General features: G+C 64.7%; 18 protein-coding genes and 1 tRNA gene. 17 read left to right on the top strand and 2 right to left on the bottom strand.

The features are described 5' to 3' along the window. Positions 1-51: 51 nt before the first annotated feature. From WN72_RS29655 to WN72_RS29645, 3 genes are read left to right on the top strand one after another with little or no spacing between them, the layout of a single operon-like run. A complete protein-coding gene (locus WN72_RS29655; protein ID WP_092220729.1) occupies positions 52-1407 on the top strand; it encodes an MFS transporter in 1356 nt (451 codons plus the stop codon). Then, entirely contained in the window at positions 1404-1907 is a 504-nt protein-coding gene (locus WN72_RS29650) for a GAF domain-containing protein (RefSeq protein ID WP_092220727.1), read from the top strand. Before WN72_RS29655 ends, WN72_RS29650 begins: the two co-directional genes overlap by 4 nt. 13 nt (positions 1908-1920) lie before the next feature. After that, a complete protein-coding gene (locus WN72_RS29645; protein ID WP_092220725.1) occupies positions 1921-3168 on the top strand; it encodes a metal-dependent hydrolase family protein in 1248 nt (415 codons plus the stop codon). 60 nt (positions 3169-3228) lie between these two features. Here WN72_RS29645 and WN72_RS29640 read toward each other — a convergent pair whose 3' ends face one another. After that, the gene (locus WN72_RS29640) at positions 3229-5286 is read right to left on the bottom strand and encodes an ATP-dependent helicase (RefSeq protein ID WP_092220723.1); all 2058 of its coding nucleotides are present in this window, start codon (positions 5284-5286) and stop codon (positions 3229-3231) included. Positions 5287-5414: 128 nt separating this feature from the next. On the opposite strand from WN72_RS29640, the gene WN72_RS29635 reads away from it, so the two are divergent. Next, positions 5415-6005, top strand: a complete 591-nt coding sequence (locus tag WN72_RS29635) for a TMEM175 family protein (protein ID WP_092220721.1) — start codon at positions 5415-5417, stop codon at positions 6003-6005. 12 nt (positions 6006-6017) lie between these two features. On the opposite strand, the gene WN72_RS29630 is transcribed toward WN72_RS29635, so the two are convergent. Next, on the bottom strand, positions 6018-6398 hold the full coding sequence (locus WN72_RS29630; RefSeq protein WP_167381194.1) for a YciI family protein: 381 nt from the start codon (positions 6396-6398) through the stop codon (positions 6018-6020). Positions 6399-6599: 201 nt separating this feature from the next. Here WN72_RS29630 and WN72_RS29625 point away from each other — a divergent pair, with 201 nt between their 5' ends. From WN72_RS29625 to WN72_RS29565, 13 genes are all read left to right on the top strand, one after another. Further along, positions 6600-6779 carry a hypothetical protein gene (locus WN72_RS29625; protein ID WP_092220754.1) on the top strand — a complete coding sequence of 60 codons (180 nt, stop codon included), beginning with the start codon at positions 6600-6602 and terminating at the stop codon, positions 6777-6779. Positions 6780-6806: 27 nt separating this feature from the next. Beyond that, positions 6807-7010, top strand: coding sequence for a hypothetical protein (locus WN72_RS29620; protein WP_092220719.1), 204 nt, complete (start codon positions 6807-6809; stop codon positions 7008-7010). Between the two features lie 327 nt (positions 7011-7337). Then, positions 7338-7411: transfer RNA gene (locus WN72_RS29615), tRNA-Gly, on the top strand. A 133-nt stretch (positions 7412-7544) separates the two neighbouring features. After that, positions 7545-8291: an outer membrane protein gene (locus tag WN72_RS29610; RefSeq protein WP_035729578.1), complete on the top strand. Its 747-nt coding sequence runs from the start codon at positions 7545-7547 to the stop codon at positions 8289-8291. A gap of 135 nt (positions 8292-8426) precedes the next feature. Continuing rightward, positions 8427-9530, top strand: coding sequence for an acyltransferase family protein (locus WN72_RS29605; protein ID WP_035729581.1), 1104 nt, complete (start codon positions 8427-8429; stop codon positions 9528-9530). Positions 9531-9727: 197 nt separating this feature from the next. Continuing rightward, the gene (gmd, locus tag WN72_RS29600) at positions 9728-10798 is read left to right on the top strand and encodes a GDP-mannose 4,6-dehydratase (RefSeq protein ID WP_028146247.1); all 1071 of its coding nucleotides are present in this window, start codon (positions 9728-9730) and stop codon (positions 10796-10798) included. Next, positions 10779-11723 carry a GDP-L-fucose synthase gene (fcl, locus tag WN72_RS29595; protein WP_092220803.1) on the top strand — a complete coding sequence of 315 codons (945 nt, stop codon included), beginning with the start codon at positions 10779-10781 and terminating at the stop codon, positions 11721-11723. The genes gmd and fcl overlap by 20 nt, the downstream gene beginning before the upstream one ends. A 76-nt stretch (positions 11724-11799) precedes the next feature. After that, a complete protein-coding gene (locus WN72_RS29590; RefSeq protein WP_092220805.1) occupies positions 11800-12252 on the top strand; it encodes a DUF2231 domain-containing protein in 453 nt (150 codons plus the stop codon). Then, positions 12249-13583: a PQQ-dependent sugar dehydrogenase gene (locus tag WN72_RS29585; protein WP_092220801.1), complete on the top strand. Its 1335-nt coding sequence runs from the start codon at positions 12249-12251 to the stop codon at positions 13581-13583. The genes WN72_RS29590 and WN72_RS29585 overlap by 4 nt, the downstream gene beginning before the upstream one ends. 32 nt (positions 13584-13615) lie before the next feature. Continuing rightward, the gene (locus WN72_RS29580; RefSeq protein WP_092220800.1) at positions 13616-13819 is read left to right on the top strand and encodes a hypothetical protein; all 204 of its coding nucleotides are present in this window, start codon (positions 13616-13618) and stop codon (positions 13817-13819) included. A 40-nt stretch (positions 13820-13859) separates the two neighbouring features. Continuing rightward, positions 13860-14030 (top strand): hypothetical protein, encoded by a 171-nt coding sequence (locus WN72_RS29575; RefSeq protein WP_167336494.1) that lies wholly within the window; start codon positions 13860-13862, stop codon positions 14028-14030. 442 nt (positions 14031-14472) lie between these two features. Further along, positions 14473-15861: an MFS transporter gene (locus tag WN72_RS29570; protein ID WP_027564436.1), complete on the top strand. Its 1389-nt coding sequence runs from the start codon at positions 14473-14475 to the stop codon at positions 15859-15861. 125 nt (positions 15862-15986) lie between these two features. Further along, the gene (locus tag WN72_RS29565) at positions 15987-16814 is read left to right on the top strand and encodes a 3-oxoadipate:acetyl-CoA acetyltransferase (RefSeq protein ID WP_092220798.1); all 828 of its coding nucleotides are present in this window, start codon (positions 15987-15989) and stop codon (positions 16812-16814) included. The last annotated feature ends 24 nt before the right edge of the window (positions 16815-16838 follow it).

The following is a 16838-nucleotide window of genomic DNA, read 5'->3' as shown; positions in this document are numbered from 1 at the left end:
TGGTTCGCACCCGAGCGGCGCGCCGGGCCCGTGACAATCAGGGGGACTTTCATGTCGATGATATCGGCGCGCATTGAGCGCCTTCCGTTCGCACGCTTCCACACGCATCTGCTGCTGATGGGCGGGCTCGGCTACATGTTCGACGCGATGGACGCGGCGGTGCTGGCTTTCATCCTGCCGGTGCTGCGCACGGCCTGGAATCTGTCGAGCGTCCAGATCGGCGTGCTCGGCAGCAGCACCTATATCGGTTTCCTGTTCGGCGCGTTGCTGGCGGGCACGTTGGGCGACCTGATCGGCCGGCGCGCGGTGATGATGTCTGCGCTGGCGCTGTATTGCGCGGCCTCCATCGTCAGCGCGGCGGTCGACACATGGCCTTCCTTCTTCGCCGCCCGTGTCGTGGCGGGCATGGGCACCGGCGCGGAAAGCGCGATCATCGCGCCTTATCTCGCGGAATTCGTGGCGCGGCGTTACCGCGGCAGCTTCACCGGGGCTCTGGCCGGCTTCTTCTCCTTCGGCTTCGTTGCCGCGGCCTTGCTCGGCTACTTCATCGTGCCGACCTCCGACAACGGCTGGCGTATCGTGCTGGTGATCACCGCAGTCCCGGTCGTCATGCTGCTGTGGTGGCGCCGGTCGCTGCCGGAATCGCCGCGCTGGCTCGAAAGCCGGGGCAGGGGCAAGGAAGCCGAAGCCTTGCTGGACAGGATCGAGGCGGGCTTTGCGCGCGAGGGTCATGTCCTGCCGCAGCCGGTCGTCGAAGCAACAGTGCCGGCCGCCGGCGGGACGTTGCTCGCCAATTTCGCCGCGCTGCTCGCTGGCCGGCAGGCGCGCATCACCATCATGACCTGGATCATGTGGCTTGCGATCACCTTCAGCTACTATTCCTTCTTCGTCTGGATCCCCGGCCTGCTGGTCCAGAACGGCATGAGCATCACCAAGAGCTTTGCCTATTCCATCGCGATCTATTGTGCGCAGATCCCCGGCTATTTCAGCGCCGCGTATTTCAACGAGCGCATTGGCCGGCAGGCGACGATCGCGACCTACATGGTGCTGGGCGGCGTCAGTGCGCTCGGGCTCGCCTTCGCGCAGAGCGACCAGCAGATCATGGCGGCGGGAATCTTCCTGTCGCTGTTCATGAACGGTACCTATGCGGGCGTCTATGCCTACACCGCCGAGGTGTTCCCGACGCCGGTCAGGACCACGGGCGCAGGCCTTGCGTCGGCGATCGGCCGTATCGGCGCGATCGTCTCGCCGATTCTGGTTGGCTATCTCTATCCGAACTTCGGCTTTGGCGGCGTGTTCGGCGTCACCACCACCGTGCTGCTGCTCGGAGCTGTCACCGTCGTGCTGATGGGCGTGCCGACGCGCGGCCGCTCGCTGGAAGAGATCGCGGCGGGTGAGGTGGCATGACGCGGACGAGATCCAAGGCCGATCCGCTCCTCTGCGCCGTCGCGGCGGCGCAGGGCAGGGCGGACCAGCCGGATGCGCTGTTCGCGGCGCTGGACCAGGCCGTGAAGTCGGCGATCGGGCACAAGCTGTTCACGATCCTGACCTATGATGGCAACAGCGGCGAAGCGGCGCGGATCTATTCCAATCTCCCCGGACCTTACCCGACCGGCGGGCGCAAGCGCCTCGCGCCGGGGCCGTGGACCGAAGCCGTGCTCGACCGCGGCGAGGCCTATATCGGCCGCACGCGGGATGATCTGCGCAGCGTCTTCTCCGATCACGAGCTGATCGCTTCGCTCGGCTGCGAGAGTGTGCTCAACATGCCCGTGCGCTGGCGCGGGCGCACGCTCGGCTCGCTGAATCTGCTTCACGAGGCGCGCTGGTACGGCGAAGATGATGTCGCCGCGTGCCTTCCCTTTGCCCAGCTCACCTTGCCGGCGCTGCTTGCGCCGGCCGATCTCTGACAGGACTGTCGCGATGCCAAGCATCCTCTTCAAGAACGCCGCACTGCTCGATCCGCTTCAGCCGGACTTGCTGGAGGGGCACCATGTGCTGGTCGAAGACAGCCTGATCAAGGAGGTCTCGGACCGCCCGATCCAGGCCGCTGCGGATCGCACCATCGATCTGAAGGGCAAGACGCTGATGCCCGGCCTGATCGATCTTCACGTGCATGCCATCGCCGTCGAGCTCAACCTGGCGCAGCAGGTGCACATGCCCAACGTCCTGGTGACGCTGCGCTCGACCCTGCTGCTGCGCGGGATGCTGCGGCGAGGCTTCACCACCGTCCGCGATGCCGGCGGCGCCGGCCATGCGCTGAAGCAGGCGATCGACACCGGCCTGACTGATGGCCCCCGCCTGTTCGTCTCCGGCCGCGCACTCAGCCAGACCGGCGGCCACGGCGACATGCGGGCGCGCTCGGATTATCTGGCGAGCGACGCGCCGTGTCCGTGCTGCGTGCGCGTCGGCGCGCTGGCGCGCGTCGCCGACGGCGTCGACGGCGTGCGCAGGGCGGCGCGCGAAGAACTGCAGATGGGGGCCGACCAGATCAAGATCATGGCCTCCGGCGGCGTGGCGTCGCCGACCGACCCGGTGGGTGCCTTCGGCTACTCCGAGGACGAGATCCGCGCCATCGTCGAGGAAGCGCGGGGCCGGCAGACCTACGTGCTCGCGCATGCCTATACCGCTGCCGCCATCGAACGCGCGGTTCGCTGCGGCGTCCGCACCATCGAGCACGGCAATCTGGTCGATCCTCCGACCGCCCGCCTGATGGCCGAGAAGGGCGCCTATGTGGTGCCGACCCTCGTCACCTACGAGGCGCTGGCCAACGAAGGCGCCCAATACGGCCTGCCACCGGAGAGCGTGGCCAAGATCGCCGATGTTCGCGACGCCGGCCTGCGCTCGCTCGCGATCTATCGCGACGCCGGCGTGAAGATGGGGTTCGGCAGCGATCTGCTCGGACCGTCCCAGCGCCTGCAGAGCGATGAGTTTCGCATTCGTGCCGAGATCCTCGGCCCGCGCGCCGTCATTGCCAGCGCGACATTGATCGGCGCCGAGGTGCTCGGCATGGAGGGCAAGCTCGGCTGCATCGCGCCCGAAGCCATCGCGGACCTGCTGGTGGTCGACGGCAATCCGCTGCGCGATGTCGCCTGCCTGCTCGGCCAGGGCGAGCACATCCCAATGGTGATGAAGGCGGGCAAGGTCCAGTTCGACAGGCTGAACGCCTAGAGCGTTTTCAAGCGAAGTGGATACCGGTTCGCGTAAAGAAAACGCGTCAAAAAAGCGTAACTACCGCCACATCCCGCGCATCTTTGCCCCGATGTCGATCTTCGGTCCCTGCGCCGCGGTGCGCGCCGCGCCCGCGGCGGCCTTCGGCCAGGCGGTGCGCTCGAACAGATAGACCAGCTGCTCCGGGATGAAGCGGGTGCGCGAGGCGTAGACGTGGCGGTCGCCCTTGGCCTGCTGGCCGTGGGTGAAGAAGCGCTGCGGCACCACGAGATGCAAATCGTCCTTGGCGCGCGTCATCGCGACATAGAGCAGGCGGCGCTCCTCCTCGATCTCGGCGCTGGTGCCGGCGCCGAGATCGGACGGCATGCAGCCGTCGACGACGTTGAGCACGAACACCGACTTCCACTCCTGGCCCTTGGCCGAATGGATGGTGGAGAGGATCAGATAATCCTCGTCGCGGAGCGGCGGACCTGATTTGTCGCTGGTCGCATCCGGCGGATCGAGCGTCAGCTCGGTCAGGAATTTCTCGCGTGAAGCATAGCCGCTCGCGATCTGCTCGAGCTGCATCAGGTCGGCGCGGCGGGTCTCGGAATCCTCGTGGATGCGGTCGAGATGCGGCTCGTACCAGAGCCGCACGCGCTCGAGATCGGCCGGCCATTCCGAATAGCGCAGATTCTGGGTCGTGCGGACGAAGTCGGTCCAGTCCGCGCCCGTGCGCGGCGGCACCGGAAGCTGGCTGAGTGAGTGCAGCGGGTCGGTGCTCTCCGCCATCTGGTCGAGCACGCGCTGCGCGGTCGCAGGCCCGATGCCCGGCAAGAGGTGCAGGATGCGGAAACCGGCGACGCGGTCGCGCGGATTTTCGGCAAAGCGCAGCAAGGCCAGCACGTCCTTGACGTGCGCGGCGTCGAGGAATTTCAGCCCGCCGAACTTCACGAACGGGATGTTGCGGCGGGTGAGCTCGATTTCCAGAGGGCCCGAATGCGAGGAGGTCCGGAACAGCACCGCCTGGTGCTTGAGCAGCGCGCCTTGCTCGCGATTGGCCAGCACCTGTTCGACGATGTAGCGGGCCTGGTCGGCCTCGTCGTGAACCGTGACGAGCTGCGGCTTCTGCCCGGCGCTGCGGTCGGTCCAGAGATTCTTGGTGAAGCGTTCGCGCGCCAGACCAATGACGCCGTTGGCCGCCGCCAGCACGGCTTGCGTCGAGCGATAATTGCGGTCGAGCGTGATCATCTCCGCGCGGGGCGAGAAGCTCTGCGGAAACTCCAGGATGTTGCGCACGGTCGCGGCGCGGAACGAGTAGATCGACTGCGCGTCGTCGCCGACCACGGTGAGCCCGCGCCCGTCGGGCTTGAGCGCCAGGAGGATCGAGGATTGCAGGCGGTTGGTGTCCTGATATTCGTCGACCAGGACGTGATCGAAGCGGCCGCCGATCTCCTCGGCGATCAGCGCATCGCCCATCATCTGCGACCAGTAGAGCAGGAGGTCGTCGTAATCGAGCACGTGCTGGGCCTGCTTGGCCTCGACGTAAGCGGCGAACAGGCCCTTCAGCTCCGCGGCCCAGCCGGCGCACCAGGGATAATGCTGCCCCAGCACCTTCTCGATCTCCATCTCGGCATTGACGCAGCGCGAGTAGATCGACAGGCAGGTGCCCTTGGCCGGAAAACGGCTCTCGGTCTTCGACAGGCCGCGCTCGTGCCGCACCAGGTTCATCAGGTCGGCGGAATCCTCGCGGTCGTGGATGGTGAAGGCGGGATCGACGCCGATCCGCTCGGCATATTCGCGCAAGAGCCGCGCGCCGATGCCGTGAAACGTACCGGCCCAGGTCAGGGCATCGCGCATGATCGCGGCGTTGTTCTCGCCAAGCACCTTGCGCGCGATGCGCTCGACCCGGCCGGCCATCTCGGCCGCGGCGCGGCGGGAGAACGTCATCAGGAGGATGCGGCGCGGATCGGCGCCCGCGACAATCAGATGCGCGACACGATGGGCCAGCGTGTTGGTCTTGCCGGAGCCCGCGCCGGCGATGACGAGCAGGGGGGCGCCCACGGTCGCGCCGTCGGCCACGCCATGCTCGACGGCGCGGCGCTGCTCCGCATTGAGCGTGTCCAGATATGTCGCCACGAATCGCCCCGGTGAAAGGCGACAGAGTCGGCGATCCCAACGCGAATCGCAATGCGGCTGGACGGAACCGGTGTTAAGTCCTAGGGACAACGCAGCCCAAGGTTCCAGCCCCAAAAGCACGCACCGGCATGACCGAGCTCAAGCCCGACCAGTTCGAGATGCGGCGGCTGGAATCGCTCAGCAATACCATCTTCGGCGTCGCCATGACGCTGCTCGCTTATGACCTGCCCAGGGCCACGGTGTTCACCAGCGCGCCCGGCTGGAGCGATCTCGCCCAGGCCTATTCCGGCAAGCTCGCGGGCTTTGCGCTCAGCTTCATCATCGCCGGCCTGTTCTGGATCAGCCATCACCGCCGGCTGGCGCGCCAGGCGGTCGGCACCCGCGGGGCGGTGATCCTCAATCTGTTCTTCCTGCTCTCGATCGTGCTGTTGCCGGTGACCAACGGCCTCTACACCAATTACGCCATGAGCAGCGCGGTGGCGGTGCTCTACGGCCTGCATTTGACCGCGATCGCCGGCCTCAATGCCTGGCTGTGGTGGACGATCCTGGGCGGCTGGCGGCGTGAAACGATGGCCTCGCTGTTTCCGCTGCTCGTGTTCATTCCGGGCACGATCGTGGCGGCGTTCGCGCCGCACATCGCACCCTTCCTCTGGTTCATCGCTTTCGGCGGGATTTTGATCCGGCGCTTCTATGCCGCGCCGGCGGACCAGGCTTCGTAAGGCGCGCGCGGGTCACCCCGACGTCGCGCCGAACCCGTCGGCTGGGACGTAAAGCATGACCGGGCGGATTTCGTAGACCGCGGTCGGATTGACCTCACGCAGCTTCCGTGCCGCCGCGACGGCCTCGTCATCCCCGGCGCAGTTGACGAGGTGGAAGCCCAGGAGCTGCTCCTTGGTCTCGGCAAACGGACCGTCCAGCACCATGCCGGCGCCGGGGCCGCGCAAGGTGCGGGCCTTTCGGGTCTCGTCGAGGCGCGCGGCCGGACCAAGCAGTCCGCTGGCCCTCATGGGTTCCTGCACCGCGATGACCTTGGCCACGACCGCAGCGTCCTGCTCCGGCGACCAGGACAGGACCTCGTCTTCCACATGGTAGGCCAGGATGGCGTAAAGCATCGTCACCTCGTTGATTTCTACTGCGCGCGCGCCGTCCAAAGGACGTATCACCACAGCCTGCGCCGACAATGGCGCTGGGGAAAATATTGCATCGCGGGGCCGGCGACGAAACCGTCCGGAAACCCGATTGCCGCTCGGAGGTGTGAACGCCGCCCGGAACCGGCGCGACTGATGGCCACCAAGAACACTTCGGAGGCGGCCATGTCGACCATCAAGATCATCTGCGACGCGCGCCGGGCGGGGAAGGCCGAGCCGGCGGATCTGCACGACCAGAGCGGCCATCACCGCTATTACGGCAGCTCCGCCGAGAACGGCGGCGAGCGCATCGTCGAAAGCCGCCGCGGCAAGCAGCCGCGCGCCCTGAACGTCTGCGGCTTCTAAGCCCGACGCCACGACTGGCGCGCGCCAATGAACCTCTTGCAGATATCGATCGCCGCAATGCCGTTCCTGCTCTCGCTCGCGAGCCGGACCAGCAAGGCGATCGCCCCGTGCCTGCTCGCGGGCGTCTTCACCGTGCTGCTCGGCGACGAGCCGCACCGGGCGGTGATGGCCTGGTGCGTCGGCATCCTGATCGCCGCCGTGGCGGTGCGCGAGCGGCTCCGCGCCATCTGAGCCGGCCCTCCCGAGGCAAAGACTCAAAAGAAAAGGCGCGGCGGGAAAGCCCCGTCGCGCCCGATTTCTTGCTCGCTGGTCCAGGGCTGAGAGCGCCCCGATGCCAAGCCTTAGAGCTTAGCGGGCGATCCCAGCGAGGTGACAGCGCTTGAGATAAGACACTGGATCACCTCCTTTCGTTGGTTTCGGGACCCTCAATATAGGGCGAAACCGCTTTGTCGTTAAGGGGCAGGGCCAGGAGAGGGGAACATGCCCGGTCGAGAGGCGGGAAAGACCGGCCAGCGGCAGTTGAGACCGCCAACCGGCCGTGTTAGGTGATCGACCGATGCGGGTGTAGCTCAATGGTAGAGCAGCAGCCTTCCAAGCTGAATACGAGGGTTCGATTCCCTTCACCCGCTCCAGTCCTCCTTATGACGCTCCAGTCCAATTTCAATGCACGGTTGCCGCATGCATTCCGGTCATCGTGGCCGTGCGGCAACAGCCTTCGGTTCCCGAGGCGGGTATGATCCTGCCGATACTTGAACCGAGGTTGAAATGAAAAAGCTTTGCTTTGGTCTCGTTGCGGCGCTTGCGGTCGCGAGCGCTCCTGCTCTGGCCGCGGACATGGCCGCCAAGGCACCGATCTACAAGGCACCAGTGCCGGTCCCCTTTGTCTGGACGGGCTGCTATGTCGGCGGCAATGTCGGCGGCGGCTGGGCGCACACCGGCTATCGGGTCGACGACCCCACGCAAGGAGCTTTCAACGGCAGCAGCCTCGGTTCTAACAATGGCTCGGGCGTTGTGGGCGGCGGACAGGTCGGCTGCGATTACCAGACCGGAAACTGGGTGTTTGGCGCCCAGGCGATGTTCGACGCCGCCGACATCAAGGGCAGCCATCTCGACCCCATCAACGCATTCCCGCTGGTTTGGACGAGCAAGATCTCGTGGCTCGCGACGGCGACCGGCCGGGTCGGCTACACCGTCGCCCCGCAGGCTCTGCTTTATCTCAAGGGCGGTGCCGCGTGGGTGCGGACGCATGATGACCGCACCGGTCCCGCGCTCGGAATCATCCTGTCCTACACCACGCCCGATCGCAGCGACTTCGGCTGGACCGTCGGCGCCGGCTTCGAATATCTCCTCACGCGCAACTGGTCGGTGTTCGCGGAATACAATTACATCGATGTCGGTGCCCACCGCGCGAGTTACACGCGCAACACCGACGGCGCCTCGTTCTTCGTCGATGCCAGCCGCCAGGTCCATATGGCGACGGTCGGCGTGAACTTCCGGTTCGGACAGCCCTGATCGGCCGGGGCTGGCGGGCCGCATTCGCCGCGCTCGGCGCATCCCCAAGTTCTATGCGGACGATGGTCTGCCTGGTCGAACAAATGTCCCCTTCTTTCCCCGGCCGAAGCGCTTTAAGTTGCCGTGGATGGAGACATGATGGACCGCAGGAACAATTTTGATCTGTTGCGACTTTTCGCGGCCTGTCAGGTCGTATTCATGCACAGTTCGGGGCATCTGCTCCTGCCGAAAGCCGGACTGTTCGAGGTGCTGCTACAATTTCCGGGAGTTGCAGTATTCTTCGTGATCAGCGGCTTTCTGGTCTCGGATTCATATTTGCGCAGCACCAGCGTGACGTCTTTCGCCTGGAAGCGAGCCGTGCGGATTTACCCCGCGCTCATCGTGAATCTCCTCGTCCTCGAACTCGTCTTTGGTGCGACAGGCGGCATCAGCACGACCGCCTGGGCCTACGCGAAACATCTCATCGTCTACCTGCCGACCGCCTCGATTCATTTCGCCGGGACGGTGTTTCCCGACGCGATCTACGCCCAGTCGTGGCTTTTCCAGGGGTACCCGAGCGGGGTGCTCTGGACACTGACGGTGGAGCTATCGTTCTACGTAGTTCTACCATTTGTCCTCAGCCTTGCAGCGGTATCCAAGAAAGCGGGATCGCTTTTCATTGCAATCTTGATGATTGGATCGTTTTCGATCGCGCATGTGACTGACGATGCATTTTCCCAGGCGCACCCCGCGTTGAACGAACTCGTGACTCCATACTTTTGGATCTTCGGCATCGGCGTTCTCATTCGCCTGTGGTGGGAGCACATCAGCCGATGGTTTGAAGGGCGCGCTCTGTTCTGGCTGGCGGGGTATCTCTTCCTGATTGTCGTTTCCGTCGTAGCTCTCGGGGAGCCCATCAAGCTTGAATACAAAATGGAGCCGAACATCATCACCCTGGTGCGGGTCGTCGTAATGGGCGCAACTGTCATTTCTCTCGCATATACCGCGAAGAGCTGTGCCACGCTTCTTCACGGGAACGATCTGTCGTACGGCCTTTACCTGTGGCACATGCTCGGCGTATCCGTGTTCCTTGGTCTCGGCATCAAAGGACATTGGTGGCTTTACCCGGCCTGTTACGGAATCGGTCTCTCCTTTGCCGCGGCATCTTGGTTCCTGATCGAGAAGCCCGCCCTTGCTCTTAAGCAAAGCAAGATGCGTCGCTTTGCGGCGATCGTGCCAGTTCTCGATGAGGTTAAGTGACTGTTTTTGCCCTCGGAAATGCCTGTCCTCCAGGCTGGATACGAGGGCTCGAGTCCCTTCGCCCGTTCCAAATCCCCCTTTGGTCCCATACGAGTTGACGCTGACGGCCGTTCTGTCCAAGAAGGGCGTCAAATCGACGGATGCCACGTACGCGCGGACCGCCCGTGTCGGGTGGCCGCCGGGAGCTTAAGGGCCATATGACCGAGCGGATCGCTCTCATCACCGGTGTGACCGGCCAGGACGGCGCCTATCTCGCCGAATATCTGCTGTCGCTCGGCTATGTCGTGCACGGCATCAAGCGCCGCTCGTCCTCGTTCAACACCGCGCGCGTCGATCACCTCTACCAGGACCCGCATGTCGGCAATGTGCCGTTCCTGATGCACTATGGCGACATGACGGATTCGACCAATCTGATCCGCCTGATGCAGCAGATCCGCCCCACCGAGATCTACAATCTCGCTGCCCAGAGCCACGTCGCCGTCAGCTTCGAGAGCCCGGAATACACCGCCAATGCCGACGCCATCGGCGTGCTGCGCCTCCTGGAGGCCATCCGCATCCTCGGCATGGAGAAGGAGACGCGGTTCTACCAGGCCTCGACCTCCGAGCTTTACGGCCTCGTGCAGGAGATCCCGCAGAAGGAGACCACGCCGTTCTATCCGCGCTCGCCTTACGGCGTCGCCAAACTCTACGGCTACTGGATCACGGTGAACTACCGCGAAGCCTACGGCATGTTCGCGAGCAACGGCATCCTGTTCAACCATGAGAGCCCGATCCGCGGCGAGACCTTCGTCACCCGCAAGATCACCCGCGCCGTCGCCCGCATCGAAGTCGGCCTCGAGGACACGCTCTATCTCGGCAATCTCGAAGCCAAGCGCGACTGGGGCCATGCCAGGGACTACGTCGAAGGCATGCACATGATCCTCCAGGCCGACAAGCCTGATGACTTCGTGCTCGCCACCGGCGAGACGCGCTCGGTGCGCGAGATGGTCGAACTGGCCTTTGCGCAGGTCGGCCGCCGCATCGCGTGGCAAGGGCAGGGCGTCGACGAAACCGGCGTCGACGAGACGAGCGGCAAGGCCGTGGTGAGAATCGATCCCACCTATTTCCGCCCGACCGAGGTCGATCTCCTGGTCGGTGACGCCAGCAAGGCGCGCCAGGTGCTCGGCTGGAAGCCGAAGCGGACGTTTGCACAACTCGTCGAGGAGATGGTAGCGAGCGATCTGGCGGACGCGAAACGGGACGCCGGCCGTGGCAAGCACAGCGTTTGAGCTGAAAGGCAAAAGCGTCTACGTCGCCGGCCATCGCGGCATGGTCGGAGCCGCGCTGGTGCGCCGGCTCGAACGGGAGGATGCGAGGCTCGTCACGGTGGACCGCCGCGAGCTCGATCTCTGCAACCAGGCCGCCGTGTTCGACTGGTTCGCGCGCGTGCGGCCGCAGGTGATCTTCCTTGCCGCCGCCAAGGTTGGCGGCATCGTCGCCAACAACACGCTGCGCGCCGAGTTCATCTACGACAACATCGCGATCGCGGCCAACGTGATCCACGCCGCGCACCAGAACGGTGCCGAGAAGCTGATGTTTCTGGGCTCGTCCTGCATCTATCCGAAGCTGGCGCCTCAGCCGCTGCGCGAGGATTCCGTGCTGACCGGCCCGCTGGAGCCGACCAACGAGCCCTATGCGATTGCCAAGATCGCGGGCATCAAGATGGTGGAGGCCTATCGCAGCCAGTATGGCAGCGATTTCATCAGCGTGATGCCGACCAATCTCTACGGCCCCGGCGACAACTATCATCCTGAGATGAGCCACGTGGTCGCCGCCCTGATCCGCCGCTTCCACGAGGCGAAGGTGTCCGGCGCGACGAATGTCGTAGTCTGGGGCACCGGCACGCCGCGGCGCGAGTTCCTCTATGTCGACGACATGGCGGATGCCTGCGTGTACCTCATGAAGACCTATTCGAGGCCTGAGCTCATCAACATCGGCACCGGCGAGGATATCGCCATCGCCGAATTCGCGCGTGTCGTGGCCGAGATCGTCGGCTACAGCGGCGAGATCAGCTTCGACACCTCGCGTCCCGATGGCACGCCGCGCAAGCTGCTCGACGTCGGCCGCCTCAATGGGCTCGGCTGGCGCGCGACCACCTCGCTTCACGATGGCTTGAAGCGCGCCTATGCGGCCTATCTGGCCGGCCTGGCATGACTGCGCAGGTGTAGGAACCTTCGCTGCAAGCACGAGTTGGCCGGTCGGGCAGGGCGAAAGCCACATGAGGCCAACCGTGCAAGAAGCTGTGCGCGTGCGCTCCACCGCGCAAATCGCAGGCCATCCAATTCATCCAATGCTGGTGCCGATCCCGATTGCGTGCTTCATCGGCGCGCTCTTGACCGACATCGCCTATGTCGTCAGCGCCGAGATCATGTGGGCGAATTTTTCCGCCTGGCTCCTGGTCGTCGGCGTCATCTTCGGCGTGCTCGCGGCGATCGCGGGCCTGACCGATTTCCTTGGCAACCGCCTGGTGCGGGCACAGCCGCCGGCCTGGCCGCATCTGATCGGCAACGCCGTGGCACTGATCCTGGCGATTTTCAACCTGCTGATCCACACGCGCGATGCCTGGACCTCGGTGTGGCCGACCGGGCTCATCCTCTCGGCGATCACCGTGCTGATCCTGCCCGTCACTGGTTGGCTCGGCTGGGCCATGGTGTACCGCCACGGCGTAGGAGTTGCGCGATGAAATTCTCAATTGCCCACGCGCTTGTATGCTCGTCGCTGCTGTGCCTCGCGGGGTGCAATGACGGCAGCGGCGATCCCAAGGCGCAGATCGGCGCCAACCCGAAGCTGCCCGACATCCAGCAATATCTGCTGCCGCCGATGCATATCGCGCGCATCGTCGGCTGGAAGAAGGACGAGACGCCGACTGTTGCGCAGGGGCTCCAGGCCAAGGCCTTTGCTACCGGCCTGCAGCATCCGCGCTTCCTCTACGTGCTTCCGAACGGCGACGTGCTGGTGGTGGAATCCAAGGCGCCGAAATCCGCGCCGATCAAGCGGCCCAAGGAAATCGTGATGGGTTATGTCGAGTCCTGGGCGACATCGGGCGGCGATACCGGATCGAGCAATCGCATCACGCTGTTGCGCGACAGCAACGGCGACGGCGTGCCTGATGCGCAGAGCGTCTTCCTCGATCACCTCAATTCGCCCTTCGGCGTCGCGCTGGTCGGCAACGACCTCTACGTCGCCAACACCGACGCGATCGTCAGATATCCCTACACGGAAGGCGATACCAAGATCACCGCGCCGGGCACGGTGTTGACGGAGCTGCCGGGCGGTCCGATCGATCACCACTGGACCAAGAGTCTGGTCGCGAGCCCCGATGGCTCGAAGCTCTATGCCGGCGTCGGCTCCAACAGCAACATCACCGAGAACGGCATGGAAGCCGAGCACAATCGCGCCGCCATCCTCGAGGTCGACCGCGCCAGCGGGCGCTGGCGGATCTTTGCAAGCGGCCTGCGCAATCCGAACGGCCTCAGCTTCGAGCCGCAGACCGGCGTGCTCTGGACGGTGGTGAACGAGCGCGACGAACTCGGTCCCGATCTCGTGCCCGATTACATGACGTCGGTGAAGGACGGCGGTTTCTACGGCTGGCCCTACAGCTATTACGGCCAGCACGTCGATCCCCGCGTCAAGCCGGAGCGACCGGATCTCGTCGCCAAGGCGATCGTGCCTGATTACGCGCTGAGCTCGCATGTCGCGCCGCTCGGAATGGCTTTCACCACCGGCACCAGCCTGCCGAGCGCCTATCGGGGCGGTGCCTTTGTCGGCGAGCACGGCAGCTGGAACAGGCAGAATCTGAACGGCTACAAGGTCGTGTTCGTGCCGTTCGCGGACGGCAAGCCGAGCGGCCCGGCGCAGGACGTCGTGACCGGCTTCGTCGACAACGACAACCACGCGCGTGGCCGCCCGGTCGGCGTCGCCATCGACAAATCAGGTGCGCTGCTGGTCGCGGATGACAGCGGCAACACGGTGTGGCGCGTGACTGCCGCGCACCCGCAGCTCACGCAGCGATAGACACGGATTGGAAAGAGCTGGAGGAGGAGACCATGGGCCTTGCTCAATACGCGATTGTGCCGGTGCAGGACGAATGGGGCGTGCTGCACGACGGCGACGTCAAGAGCAGATATGCCACCAAGGAAGCCGCATTCGAGTCGGCGGTCGCGGCAGCGTCCCTGGCGCTGCGTGAGGGCCACGAAGTCCATGTCAGCGTGCCCGGCCGCGACGCCGGCGAGAACGCGCTGGGAATTTGAGGCGTCCGACAGCGGACCCGCAAAAAACAAGGAGCTCATGATGAGCAAGCCTCGTGAGCCGAACGGCGTCGAACCTTCACGGTCCGAAGACGACATCCAGCGTGATCAGTTGGGCCCCCGAGGTGTGCCCAACGCACCTGACCCGGCGAAGATGACGCCTCAGCGTGACAAGAAGACGCCGAAGCAGGTCGATCCCGGCCACACTGCCTGACTGCGCGTTTGCTGGTCCTGTGTGACTGGAAGCCGCGGATGGCGTGCACTGCACGACGACAGTCAACCGGCCGGTGCCGCGCCGGGGCCGCCGCGGAAATGGCGATGAATGGGTGTGCTGATAGCCGAGCTGAGTCTGATCGGCGTCTTTCGCCATACCTTCAATCAGCCTGAGTTGATCTCTCTGTAACAGCTTGTTGGGTCGGTCCGCGCCCATGCTGTGGGGGGTGAGCCTTCGCGTGCAAATAACATCATGTTAGGTTTCTCGCATAACTGGGTAATTGTGTTAGCCCAGCGATAGCCTATTGTCGCGACCAATCAGACACCTATCGGCAGTGACAAGCGCTCGCGAAGCTTTCGCAGAGCGGGCGGAGAGTGCTGCCCAATTGCTCCAAGAAGCCCGGCAGCGGGACGTCAGAAAAACCCAGTGGAGGAATTTTGAGATGACCGCGACCCGTCAGACGAGTCAGTCCAGGAAGGCTGCTGCCAGCGGCTGGATCGGTTCGGCTCTCGAATATTATGACTTCTTCATCTACGCCACCGCCGCCTCGCTGATCTTCCCGCAAATCTTCTTCCCGTCGGACAATCCCACGGTTGCCATCGTCGCATCGCTGGCGACCTATGGCGTCGGCTACGTGGCCCGGCCGATCGGCGCCTTCGTGCTCGGACATTGGGGCGACACCCATGGCCGCAAGACCGTGCTCATCGTCTGCATGTTCCTGATGGGCATCTCGACCATGGCGGTGGGGCTTCTACCGACTTATCAGCAGGTCGGCATCTTGGCGCCGATCCTGCTCGTCATCCTCCGCCTCGTGCAGGGTTTTGCCGTGGCCGGTGAAATCTCCGGCGCCAGCTCGATGATCCTGGAGCACGCACCGTTCGGACGGCGCGGCTTCTATGCGAGCTTCGCGCTCCAGGGCGTGCAGGCCGGACAGATCCTGGCGGCGGCCGTGTTCCTGCCGCTGGCGGCCTATATGCCGACCGAAGCCTTCAACAGCTGGGGCTGGCGGATCCCGTTCCTGCTCAGCTTCTTCGTCATCGTCGCCGGCTACATCATTCGCCGCGAAGTCGACGAGACCCCGGCCTTTGCCCGCGAGGGCGAGCGGGGGGAAACGCCGCGGGCGCCCATCGTCCAGGCCATCAAGCTGAGCTGGCGCGACATGCTCAGGGTGATCTGCATGGCGCTGATGAACGTCATCCCCGTCGTTGCGACCATCTTCGGTGCGGCCTACGCGGTGCAGCCCGCCTACGGCATCGGTTTCGCCAAGGACGTCTATCTCTGGATCCCGGTGCTCGGAAACATGCTGGCCGTGTTCGTCATTCCCTTCGTCGGCCATCTCTCCGACAAGGTCGGCCGCAAGCCTCCGATCATCGTGGGCGCGCTGCTCTCCGGTCTGCTCGCGTTCGGCTACCTCTATGCCATCAGCATCCGAAACGTGCCGCTCGCGATCCTGCTGTCGCTGTTGATGTGGGGCGTCGTCTACCAGGGCTACAACGCGATCTTCCCGAGCTTCTACCCGGAGCTGTTTCCGACCCGCACCCGCGTGTCGGCAATGGCGATCTCGCAGAACATCGGCACGACCATCACCGCGTTGCTCCCGGCCTTGTTCGCGACCGTGGCGCCTCCCGGCTCGGCCAACATTCCCTTGACGGTCGGGGCGATCGCTTTCGGCATCACCGTCATCGCGGCGCTGGCGGCGGTCACCGCGCGGGAAACCTACCGGATCAGCATCGACGATCTCGGCAATCCCAAGGCCGTGCCGATGCCGCGGGCCGATTATGAGCGGCAGCGCGCGGAGGCGGCGGGCGGTGCGGCCGCAATTCCGACCTGAAGAGTGTAAGGAGCCATGCCGCTGCGAGCGATGATGTTTGCAGCGGCAGGCTCGACGCATTACGTAATTGCTAATTGCCCACTCGAACCTTCTGCGCGCGAGCGCGATCATCATGAGGTCAAGGGATGAACCCCGTCGTCGTTGCTGTCGCTATCACCGGCTCCGTTCCGCGCAAGAAAGACAATCCGGCGGTGCCCATCCTGCCGTCGGAACAGATCGAATCGACGCAACAAGCCTTCGAGGCCGGCGCTACGCTGGCCCACATCCATGTTCGCAACGATGACGAGACGCCGTCCTCCGACCCCGAGCGCTTTGCCCTCGTGCAGGAGGGCATCAAAAAGCATTGCCCGGGAATGATCGTTCAGTTCTCGACCGGCGGGCGAGGCCGCGATCCCTCGGCGCGCGGATCGTCGCTCTATCTGAAGCCCGACATGGCTTCGCTGTCCACGGGCTCGGTGAACTTTCCGACGATCGTCTACGAGAACAGCGCCGCCCTGGTCGAGACCCTCGCCACCGGCATGAAGACGAATGGCATCCGGCCGGAGATCGAGATCTTCGATCTGTCGCATCTGCATGGAGCTCGCCGCCTGATCGAGGCGGGGCTGATGGAGCAGCGTCCGCATGTGCAGTTCGTCATGGGCGTCAAGAACGCCATGCCGGCTGACGAGCACGTGCTCGACATCCTTCTGGAAGAGTTGAAACGGCTGATCCCGAAGGCGACCTGGACCGCGGCCGGGATCGGGCGCCACCAGGCCGAGGTCATGGGCTGGGCGCTCGCGCGAGGCGCTGATGCGGTCCGTACCGGGCTCGAGGACAATATCAGGATCGACAAGACGCGCCTGGCCGCCAGCAACGCCGAGCTCGTGACCGTCGCCTGTGAGGCTGTCGCACGCCACGGCCGGCGCGTCGCAACCTCGGCCGAGGCGCGATCCCTGCTCGGGCTCGCGGGGTAGGGGCTACTGCCTCCTGCTGACATG

This window comes from Bradyrhizobium arachidis (assembly GCF_015291705.1).
GTDB lineage: Bacteria > Pseudomonadota > Alphaproteobacteria > Rhizobiales > Xanthobacteraceae > Bradyrhizobium > Bradyrhizobium arachidis.
Note: the sequence above shows the minus strand (reverse complement) of the source record. Positions and strands in the feature narration are given on the sequence as shown.